Source organism: Vibrio sp. V10_P2A27P122 (assembly GCF_963874335.1).
GTDB classification, from domain to species: domain Bacteria; phylum Pseudomonadota; class Gammaproteobacteria; order Enterobacterales; family Vibrionaceae; genus Vibrio; species Vibrio anguillarum.
Genome location: NZ_CAWNHY010000024.1, coordinates 1 through 11,062, shown reverse-complemented (window position 1 = coordinate 11,062; position 11,062 = coordinate 1). Strand labels below are relative to the sequence as shown.

Below are 11,062 nucleotides of genomic sequence, written 5' to 3'. Positions count from 1 at the left end.
ATGTTAATCGAAGCATTATATTGATAACTTTTACTAATCCAAATCATTAACATTACTCACATGTAGCACGCCATTTTCGTGATCAAAAATGGGTTTTTGACATATCATTCAATAAGCCAGAACGTTACATGATTTAGATCTAGTTTTCGAATGAGAAAATTATGCAAAATGCGCTCGACTTATTTCCTGTTCCCAAAAATGAGTAATACAATATGAACACAACAACTTCGTCGGCATCTGCCGTACAATCCTCTAGCAAGTGGACTTATAAAGATTTCACTTGGTGTCTTTCACTTTTTGGTACAGCCGTTGGTGCCGGTGTACTTTTCCTTCCAATTAAAGCTGGTGCGGGTGGTTTTTGGCCATTAGTAATGTTAGCCCTAATTGCGGCGCCAATGACTTGGTTCGCACATAAAGGCTTAGCTCGCTTTGTTCTTTCTTCAAAAAATGTTGATTCTGATATTACTGACACAGTAGAAGAGCATTTTGGTAAAACTGGCGCAAACCTTATTACGTTCGCATACTTTTTCGCCATCTACCCTATCGTTCTTATCTACGGCGTTGGTATCACAAACACCGTTGATTCCTTCCTTGTTAACCAAGTTGGCATGGAATCGATTCCTCGTTGGTTACTTTCTGGTGCGCTGATTGTGGCAATGACGGCTGGCGTAGTATTTGGTAAAGAGCTGATGCTAAAAGCAACGTCTGCCATGGTGTATCCATTGGTTTTCATTTTATTAGCACTTTCTTTCTACCTTATTCCAGAGTGGAACACCTCTATGATTGAAGTCGCACCTGATTGGTCTGCGATGCCAACCATCGTTTGGCTTGCAATTCCTATCATCGTGTTTTCATTCAACCACAGCCCAATCATTAGCCAGTTCTCTAAAGAGCAACGCCTACAACATGGTGACAACGCGGTTAAGAAAACCGATATGATCACTGGTGGCTCGGCCATGATGCTGATGGGTTTTGTGATGTTCTTCGTGTTTTCTGTTGTGCTGTCTCTGTCGCCAGAGCAACTCGCGTTAGCAAAAGAGCAAAACATTTCTGTGCTTTCTTACCTAGCAAACATCCATGAATCACCAATCATCTCTTACATGGGTCCTCTTGTTGCCTTTGCAGCGATTACCTCTAGCTACTTTGGTCACTTTTTAGGGGCACATGAAGGCCTAGTTGGTTTGATTAAATCTCGCTCAAATAGCTCAGTAAGCAAGATTGAAAAAATGTCACTGATCTTCATCGTGTTGACAACTTGGATCGTAACGATTGTAAACCCAAGCATCCTAGGCATGATTGAAACCATGGGCGCACCGATGATTGCTGGCATCTTGTTCCTGCTGCCTGTATTTGCAATGCACAAGATCCCTGCAATGGCGAAGTTCAAGACTTCAGCACCAGTACAGATTTTCACAACTATCTGTGGTCTTGCTGCTATTACTTCTGTAATCTACGGCGCTCTTTAATCTGGTGGTTATATCAACCGTCATGAATACTGCATACAGAACATAACTATAATAATGAGCCTCCCTCTTAGCTAGGGGGGCTTACTTTTGAGGTAATCGATATGATTAGTGTATTTGATATCTATAAAATCGGTGTTGGTCCTTCAAGCTCACACACAGTGGGACCAATGAAAGCGGGTAAAGAGTTTATTGATGATTTACGTTCAATGGGAAAATTGCGCGACATCACTAAAATCACCGTGGACGTTTATGGTTCATTATCACTGACAGGGAAAGGTCACCACACAGATATCGCTATCATCATGGGTCTTGCTGGTAATACCCCTGAGAAAGTTGATATCGATGCTATTCCAGGCTTTATCGCACGCGTTGAAGAAACCGAGCGTCTTCCCGTTGGTATGCACTGTCATACCGTATCGTTTCCTAAAGAAGGTGGAATGAATTTCCACAAAACGAATTTGTCCTTGCACGAAAACGGCATGCAGATCCATGCGTGGATCGATGATGAAGTCGTTTACTCAAAAACCTACTACTCTATCGGCGGTGGTTTTATCGTTGATGAAGAAAACTTTGGTAAAGAAAAAGAGAACCCTATTAAAGTTCCTTATGTCTTCACTAGCGCTGACGAGATGATGAACCAATGCAAAGAGAGTGGTCTTTCCATCAGTACGCTGGTTATGGCTAACGAAAAAGCACTGCATTCTGATGAAGAAGTTCGTACTTACTTTGCCAATATTTGGAAAACCATGCGCGAATGTATGGACCGCGGTATGAATACTGAAGGTATCTTACCAGGGCCTCTTCGTGTTCCACGCCGAGCAGCAGCACTTCGTCAACAGTTAATGACCTCAGAAAAAACAACCAACGACCCAATGGCGGTCGTTGACTGGGTAAACATGTACGCTTTTGCAGTGAACGAAGAAAATGCCGCGGGTGGGCGTGTGGTGACAGCACCTACTAATGGCGCATGCGGTATTATTCCTGCAGTGTTAGCCTATTACGATAAATTCATTCAAACCGTTACTGAAAAAGACTATATCCGTTACTTTGCCGCCTCTGGCGCTATCGGTGGGCTTTACAAACGTAACGCTTCTATTTCTGGTGCGGAAGTGGGTTGTCAAGGTGAAGTAGGTGTTGCCTGTTCGATGGCAGCCGCGGGCCTTGCAGAACTGATGGGTGGAAGCCCCGAACAAGTTTGCATGGCCGCTGAAATTGCGATGGAACATAACTTGGGCTTAACCTGTGACCCTGTCGCGGGACAAGTACAAGTGCCTTGTATCGAGCGCAATGGTATTGCTGCCGTGAAAGCGATCAACGCAACGCGGATGGCGCTACGCCGCTCATCGGCACCTCGTGTTTCGCTTGATAAAGTGATCGAAACTATGCTTGAGACAGGTAAAGATATGAACGCCAAATATCGTGAGACGTCCCAAGGTGGTTTAGCGATTAAAGTCGTTTGCTAACGAACACCTATCTATTTAAAAACCTCGTTCATTAAAACTTAACGCCACTCGCTTAACAGCGAGTGGTGCATTTTACGACTTTACCTCACGATCCAGTGAGGAACTTAAAACTGACCGAGATATTCCCAGCTACTGTTGGTTGGATTGGGATCGGTTGGGTAAGGGAAATAACCGTACTTAGTCACTTTCAAGCGGTAGTAATGATAGCCGCCACGGAAAGCGTATTGATAAATATCGTTCACTTGACCACGCTGGCCATCACTGCCCCACACGCCCATCGCATCTTGTTGATACCACTCCAGTAACGAACGTTCAAAGCTTGCTAAATCACGATTTAATTCCGCAAGATAAGCTTGAATGGTGCTGTCGCTGCCAAGGTAAACCCAATCTAGGTTTGACTCTCCGAGCATCGGGAAAGCTTCCCCCTCTCCTGGGCGTTTTTGGATAAAGTAATGGTTTTCACCATCGATTTGCCCAACAAACACCGCATTTTGCGCCTTATCCCAAGTGGTTGAGGTACGCTCATCCCATGTCAATAAGCGAGATACACCAAAGTAGCTTTGTACACGCGCTTCAATGCTCACACCAACCGCTCTATTGAGCTTGATTGGGTTGAAAGCAAAGTTCACATAGCGATCTGCCGAACCTAGGTATTTCCAACCTTGATTACTGGTTTGATCGGCCGGGAATGCGCCAGCATCTACCATACGCATTACAAAGTAATCACGCATCCCCGTTTCTGGGTTCGGGTAGACATACAATGCCCCCGCTCGGCGATCCGCTTTCGTCACGCCATTGTTTAGAACGCCACGCCCATAGTGTTCGGCCACAAAAGCATCAAACTCAGCGATCGTTGCAAAATCCGTGTTCAGCAGAGTTTCATTCTGTGCGAAGGTTGGTGTCATATCGACCACTTGGCTGTAACCGTACTCTTGGCCAATGATGATTGGGCCTTTGAGCTTATCCAGCAGCGGGTTCTGAGCTGGCGTCATTCGAGTCAGTTCTGTTTCACCACCGCGATCCGAACAATGCAAACTCACTTGAATTGGTACTCCATTCTCCATCGATAAGTTAACGTGGAACTTGTTACTTTCATTGCCAGCGTGGCGAGAGGCACTTAATCGAACTTGTTCGTGGATCCCATCTGCAAATTCAACATCCAACTGACACTGGCCCTGAACCTGGTAAGTAGGACGCAACACTTCATCGCCACGAATGGCATAGCGCCACGTTTGGCCATTTTTATGCATCACACCTGCGATCTGTTCACATTGGTTACCGACGACAAATCCAGCTCCATCGTGATCATTTCCAGACTTATTGAGTGTACATAGGCTCACTTCACCGACATCGGCCGTCGGTGTGTAAGTCACCGTTCCGCGACCATACTTGGAAAGCAATTCATACTCGCCTTGTGCAGAAGTCATGTTCACGTTGATGTTCCATGTCACATCGCGTCCAACAGAACAACGGTCGGTACTGGGTTCAACCCCACCGACAAACTGCGATCTATCGCCATTGGTCGCTTGGAAAGTAAACTTACACAAACGTTGCTGCTCACCATCTATGCGTAATGTTTGCCAAATATCGCTATCGAGCTGTGCCTGAGTCAGGTTCGCCACCGCTTGCCAACCTTCCAACTGATAATCCCCTTGCTCTGGCTGTGGCAGCTCAAACACGTTGCCATAATTCGAGTAAATCAGAGGATAGATTTGGCTAGGGTTCTCATTCTGCGGATCGTAAATCCCCAATAAAGTAACTACGGGTACGCCCACTTGCTGCGGTTTCGGTGTATCGGTTTCTACCGCTTTATAACGTTGGGTACTCTGATCCCACTGCACATAACCGCTTGGGCTGTTGCTATCAAGGTTAAAACCGTTGTTCATCCAACGCTGTGCTTTGCGCGACTGAGCCGGATGCTCCAAGGTAAAGCGGCTGATGGTGCCAACGTACTCTTGTTCACCGCCATTTTGCGCATCACGCAGGAAACGGAACGCATCTTTAAACGGCGGTACAATATCGTCACCTTGCTGTTGGGTGTAAACGTCGCCTTTCCAGTGCAAGTTACCAATAAAGCGTTGCTGGAACGCATCCCAACCCCAGCCAGATTCCATATCATGAATCGACGCCATGAACGGATAATGACCCAAACCAAAATTGTGCCCCAGTTCATGGGACCATTCATTGCCGGTAGTATTTTGCAGGGTTACTTTACCGCCACCGCCACTGCCGCCATGAACCACAACTTGAGCTAAATCTGTACCTTCTTTGGTATACACCCCGACGTTGGTGTGTGCGGTAATGTGGTTGTAGCGGCGGTTGTATTGCTGCGAATAACCCGCACTACTCACAATGCCGACGTTGGCGTTGTTAACACCTGTAGAGACCAACGCTTTACCGATCGCTTCACGCATATCGCCGCTGTGCCAACCACCCGTACTCGCACTCTTATCGGTGTACACCACACCATTTGGCATAGTGACAACAGGGAAATAGGCAGGAGTGTAGTCAGCCATCACCAATTTAGACGCGGGTATTTTTTGGAAATAATCCGCGGCCAAAGTTGGAAGATTTTGAATCATCGTATTGTGGTTACGCGGTTGAGTCAGCATGCCCATGTCGATATTTTGAATCACCAACTCAGGCGCACCACCAAACTGGATGTCTCCTTGGCTGAGCACACCTTCACGGCCTAAGTTGTCGGTCAAGCGCAGTGAGAGCTCCGGCTTCATCCAGTTCCATTGCAGCGGCAGTGACCAAGCGTGATGAGAGAACACCACCTTCATACGGCCATTCTCTGGCTGATCCGATGCGGCCAGAGCACTGGGCGGCAGCATCAAGGTGGTGTGCACTAATTCGCCATCGAGGAACACTTCGGCGCGGACTTGGTTAATCTCTTCCCCTTGTTGCGGGGTAAACAGCAGCATCGCTTCACGGTTCATGATCACGTCCAAATGACCTTGACCAGTTAACTCATTGCTATTCGGCGCGACTGATGTATGGGTTTGAGTAATGCCCAACCCACCCTCTAAACTGCCTTGCAAATGGTTCGGGGTTGGGATTTCATCGGCAAAACCGACTCGAGCATCTTGAGTAGTAAAGCGCACTACCTTGGGCTCAGCACAATCCACTGGATTACACGAGTTCAACACCATCTCATATGATGTGCCAGGCTTAAGGTCACCGATAAAAAAGCCCGCAGAAACCGAATCATAGCGGCGAACATCCTTCGCATCACTCAAATTGATTAAGGTGAGCTGAGTCTTATCGGCTTCATTTTGCCCAAGCCAGTCAAATGACACACCGACATCAGACAGGCTCGAGACGGTTAACGAGGTAATCTCTGGCTTCACTAACGCACCACAATCAGAGGTTTCGGTACGATAGATGACATCACGTTGCCAGATGTAGCTACCATCGGCGCGCTTAGACCCGTGTGCCGCAGGAATGTATTCCACAAAGCAGCCTTGCTCGTCCGATTCGTAAACACCAAATTCGCGGCTCATCAGATAAAAACCGCCGTCGTACACCATGAATTCCCAACTCTGATCGACAAAATCGATCACATTGCGATAAGGCGTATCATCGCCACTTTGATAAGATATAAAGGGGAATTGCAGATCATTTTTGTAACTAAGCCGATAATCGAAGCCTTTGTAGTGGATCCAACGCTCACCGTTGCGTTCAAACACCCCTTCTCCACGTTCGGCGGTCGCTTTAATCGATTCTAACCGCTCGACGATTTTTCCCCCGATCTGGATCAAGGTGAGCTCATTTTGCGCCCAAACGGGTGCGCTTCCCAGTAGCCCTGCTACCAGAAGCGTTAATGGTTTCTTATTCATCATTGGATTGCTCATTTTAGTTTATAGTGACGTGCCTGAATTTCAGCAGCAGCAACCCACGAAATCTGCGCTGGTTAAGCAACAATCGATTCCGGATATAGACAACTGGGTTACCGATTCATTATTAGTTACCTAATTTCATTTCGATAGAATCACTATGTCCGTAACGAGATAAGGGTTCCAACCCAATGAGGTTGACGTCTTGAAAGTGAGAATTCACACGAAAAAGTGTGCAACAAAAATGCATACAAACAATAAATGATTTTATTAAAATCAATCAGAAACAATGATACTTAAGAATATAACACGCACACCGAAAGAGAATGATTACGATTGTTCATGAGCATTGAGAGGATTAAGCGATCAACTTTTTTGGCAATTTTATCGCACAGGTATTGACTAAACGGCAGCGTGTCAGTCGCGGTAAGAAAAGAGATTGTATATATGCAGACTGCGTAGGTTTTTATGAACACCTTTTTGCACAGCCTTCTGAACGTGAGATCTCCTGCATAAATAATGAAACATCACATACATAACAAATTAAAATGCGATATAGGTTTAATTTATTGACTGAGCAAATGGTTATCTTAGTTGCGATTTAACTATCCAATGAGAAAATTATGACAACGAAAATTTCATACCTTACCCTACTGGCACTGCTTTGCTCTCCCCTTACCAGTGCGCAGACAGAAAATAGTAACGCTGAGCAACCATCAAGCCATGTGACATGTCGCGCTCACAACCTGACTCTGAATTTAACCACCGATCAATATGCTTCTGAAACAAGTTGGGAAATAAAAAACAGCCTCTCACAGGTTATTTATGCGGGTAATAATTACTCAGACTCCACATCTTATAGCCAAGAAATATGCTTATCGGATGGTGAATATCAATTCACCATCCATGACAGTTATGGTGATGGTATTTGCTGTGGCTCTGGCAATGGCCTTTATTCCTTAGCCAAAGGCTCGGAAATACTGGCCTCTGGTGGAGAATTTCAATACAACCAATCAAACAGCTTATTACTTGGTGAATCAACAACTCCCGCTAACCATGACTATTATCAAGCCGCGATAGGAAAAACAGGTTTTGAACTAAAAACGGCCTTATACAACATCATAAAGAATCATAATAGCCGCGGTTATTCCGCAATTTGGACACTATTACAAAATGCAGACATAGATAACTACTATGAGAATGACGGTTCAATGTTAGATATCTATTCTGAGAAACCTGACAACAACGACAGTGTTAGTTTTACTAAAGTCAGCGATCAGTGTGGTCAGTATCGACGAGAAGGCGATTGTTACAATAGGGAACACTCATTTCCTAAAAGTTGGTTTGGGGGCAGCGTTGAGCCAATGAATTCCGACGGTCACCACTTGTTTGCCACTGATGGTTTTGTTAATGCAAAACGCAGTAACTGGCCATTTGGCGAAGTTGGTCATATCACTTATACCTCAAGTAATGGTTCAAAACTTGGCAGTGCAAGCAATACGCTAGGTTATAATGGCACCGTATTTGAGCCTATTGATGAATTTAAAGGCGATCTAGCGCGCGCCTATTTTTACATGGCAACCCGCTACGAGAACCGTATCGGCAGCTGGCAAGGAAATACTGACAACGCTGATGCCATACTTGATGGTACTAGCACCGTGGTTTTTGAAGCTTGGGCTCTGGCTATGCTAAAGCGTTGGCACCAAGAAGATCCTGTGAGTGCTAAAGAACGCCAGCGCAATGACGCCGTTTATCAATTTCAAGGTAACCGAAATCCCTATATCGATCATCCTGAATATGTAAGCCAAATTTGGGGTTATTAGGCTCTTTATATTGGGTAAGTAGATAGGCGCGATAGTAGTGCCTATCTACTTGTTATTTATTGTTTATTGTTTATTGTTTATTGTTTATTGTTTATTGTTTATTGTTGGGAATTATCTGCTGGTATTAGCCTTTATAAATACAACCCGCCGTGCAGGTTTCTTTAATTTCAACTTTGCTGAGCAGTGGTAAGCTTGGCTTTAATTGTTGCCAAATCCATTTCGCAAGCACTTCACTGGTTGGGTTCTCTAACCCTTCAATGTCATTCAAGTAATAGTGATCTAAACGATCATAAATAGGTTTAAATATCGCTTTAATTTCAGAAAAATCAATCACCCAACCAGTATGAGGATCGACCTCACCTTCTACATACAGACGAACTAAAAAAGAGTGCCCATGTAAACGGCCGCACTTATGCCCTGCAGGTACATGAGGTAAACGATGCGCGGCTTCAAACATAAACTCTTTGTATAATTCTGTTTTCATCTTGGTTCTCAAGCTTTTAAAAGAGAGGCAATACTAAGGAATATAGACTCACGAAACAAGTTTCTAGGCAGCTTTGTTTGCATTGTAAGACAGATAAAACCGTACAATTTTTCACAGTGATACAACGGCAAATCCCACGCCTTTGAGTGATATTTTAAGCATTAATAGGGAATCATGACGTGCCACATCACATTTGTTAAACCTATAGTATGTATAGGGTCACACTCCAAAGACTACAACTTTTGCACTAGTGCATATTAACGCTATATTTACACTGTCACCCTCTCAATAATAATAAAATTATCATGAACTCAACAATCACGTCTAAATTGCTACTTACGCTCATCACCGTTTTTGCTTTTGTATTAACGGTGTCAACGAGCTATCAATATATACAACAACGTGACCTGCTCAATTCGGTGTTGAGCGAGCAGTTACACGATAAAGCGAGTAACTACTTTGATAGCCTCAATATGATGATGTTGACTGGTACCATGGCTCAGAAAGAGACCTTGCGCCAAAAGGCACTCGCGCAAGATGGTATTGAACAGGTGCGAGTATTACGTTCAGAAGCGGTCAGTAAACTTTATGGTCCTGGAAAAGAAAATCAACAGCCAATGGACGAGATAGATAAACGCGCACTGGCCGGGGAAACCGTCATTGAACCATTCAATGCTTCCTGGGGGAAAGGATTGGTCGTCGCCTTACCGATGAAATCAAGCCTAGATTACCGAGGCACAAACTGCGTATCTTGTCATATGGTGGAAGAAGGAACCGTTTTAGGAGCTATTCGTCTTGAATATAACCTGAGCCATGTAAACCAAATGATCAGTACTCACACTGTCATTGCCGTTATTATTATGGCTTCCATTGCCTTTATCGGATTTATGATCACGCTTTTTTTGATCCGCAAGATGATTGTTCGCCCTATCCAGCATACGTCACGATTCATGTGTGAAATCAGTAAGAGCAAAGATTTATCAAAACGACTTATCAGCACCAAAAAAGATGAACTCGGACAACTCGCGGTCTCCATCAACTCTTTAATGGACACGGTTTCGGACAGTTTGGCAAAAGTGCAAGAGACCTCTCATTCGCTTGCCGATTCAGCAAACCAGTTAACCGACGTAGCACAAACAACCAACCAAGCGGCAAAAAATCAGCAGCGTGAAACCTCTGACGTCCAGCTCAATATTGAAGAGATGCAATCTCAACAACAGACGGTTAATCAAGCTACGGTTGATGCATCAAAGCTTATCAAACATACCGCTAACGTCGCTCAACAAAGTGCACAGCAAGCACATACAGCTAGCGCAGATATCAAAGGTTTGGTAAGCGATATCGAGTCCGTGAAAGATAAAATTTCTGAACTTAATAATCAGACAGGGCTGGTTTCCTCCATTCTTGAAACGATTAAAAGTATCGCCGAACAAACTAATTTGCTGGCTTTAAACGCGGCGATTGAAGCAGCACGAGCGGGTGAACAAGGAAGAGGCTTTGCGGTCGTGGCCGATGAAGTGCGAAAACTCGCCTCACGAACGGCAGAAGCGACTGGAAACATTGAGAAAATCATCGCTCAATTCCAACGTGACAGTGAAACATCGCTCGCCTCAGTTGATTTGGTCTGCTCACATGCGCATCAACGTTCAAATGAAGTCGAAGTCTTATCTTCCGCAATGAGTAATGCCGTACAAGAGATGCAGCAGGTGCTTGATCATGCAAACAATATTCAAGATCAAACACGAACGACCACACAAGTCAGCCAAGAAATTCAAGGGAAGATCGAAGTCATTACTCGACATGCTGATGATACGTCTCAATCGGCAACGCAAACCCGAGAAATCAGCGTCAATTTAAAACAGCTATCGCAGCGCTTAGAAACATTGATGAATCAATTTACGCTTTCTACTAAGAATTCGGCCACGAATCGACAATAAAGGTTGATGCGAACGAATTGACAGGTAATATGTGCCATTGAATTAAAAAG

Annotated in this window: 6 protein-coding genes; 4 read left to right on the top strand and 2 right to left on the bottom strand. The window is 44.7% G+C overall.

Translation table 11 applies throughout. The annotated features are described in order from the left end of the window. Positions 1-212 precede the first annotated feature (212 nt). Both AACQ17_RS01735 and AACQ17_RS01730 read left to right on the top strand, forming a co-directional pair. A complete protein-coding gene (locus AACQ17_RS01735) occupies positions 213-1,466 on the top strand; it encodes an aromatic amino acid transport family protein (protein WP_017047579.1) in 1,254 nt (417 codons plus the stop codon). 101 nt (positions 1,467-1,567) lie between these two features. Continuing rightward, entirely contained in the window at positions 1,568-2,929 is a 1,362-nt protein-coding gene (locus AACQ17_RS01730) for an L-serine ammonia-lyase (RefSeq protein ID WP_013856773.1), read from the top strand. A gap of 104 nt (positions 2,930-3,033) precedes the next feature. On the opposite strand, the gene AACQ17_RS01725 is transcribed toward AACQ17_RS01730, so the two are convergent. Further along, on the bottom strand, positions 3,034-6,771 hold the full coding sequence (locus AACQ17_RS01725) for a M66 family metalloprotease (RefSeq protein ID WP_166537991.1): 3,738 nt from the start codon (positions 6,769-6,771) through the stop codon (positions 3,034-3,036). Between the two features lie 620 nt (positions 6,772-7,391). On the opposite strand from AACQ17_RS01725, the gene AACQ17_RS01720 reads away from it, so the two are divergent. Continuing rightward, positions 7,392-8,591 carry an HNH endonuclease signature motif containing protein gene (locus tag AACQ17_RS01720; RefSeq protein WP_094167643.1) on the top strand — a complete coding sequence of 400 codons (1,200 nt, stop codon included), beginning with the start codon at positions 7,392-7,394 and terminating at the stop codon, positions 8,589-8,591. 124 nt (positions 8,592-8,715) lie between these two features. On the opposite strand, the gene queD is transcribed toward AACQ17_RS01720, so the two are convergent. Further along, positions 8,716-9,075: a 6-carboxytetrahydropterin synthase QueD gene (queD, locus tag AACQ17_RS01715; protein WP_010320709.1), complete on the bottom strand. Its 360-nt coding sequence runs from the start codon at positions 9,073-9,075 to the stop codon at positions 8,716-8,718. Positions 9,076-9,380: 305 nt separating this feature from the next. Between queD and AACQ17_RS01710 the strand changes: the two genes are divergently transcribed. Further along, positions 9,381-11,012 carry a methyl-accepting chemotaxis protein gene (locus AACQ17_RS01710; RefSeq protein ID WP_094147854.1) on the top strand — a complete coding sequence of 544 codons (1,632 nt, stop codon included), beginning with the start codon at positions 9,381-9,383 and terminating at the stop codon, positions 11,010-11,012. Positions 11,013-11,062: the final 50 nt, after the last annotated feature.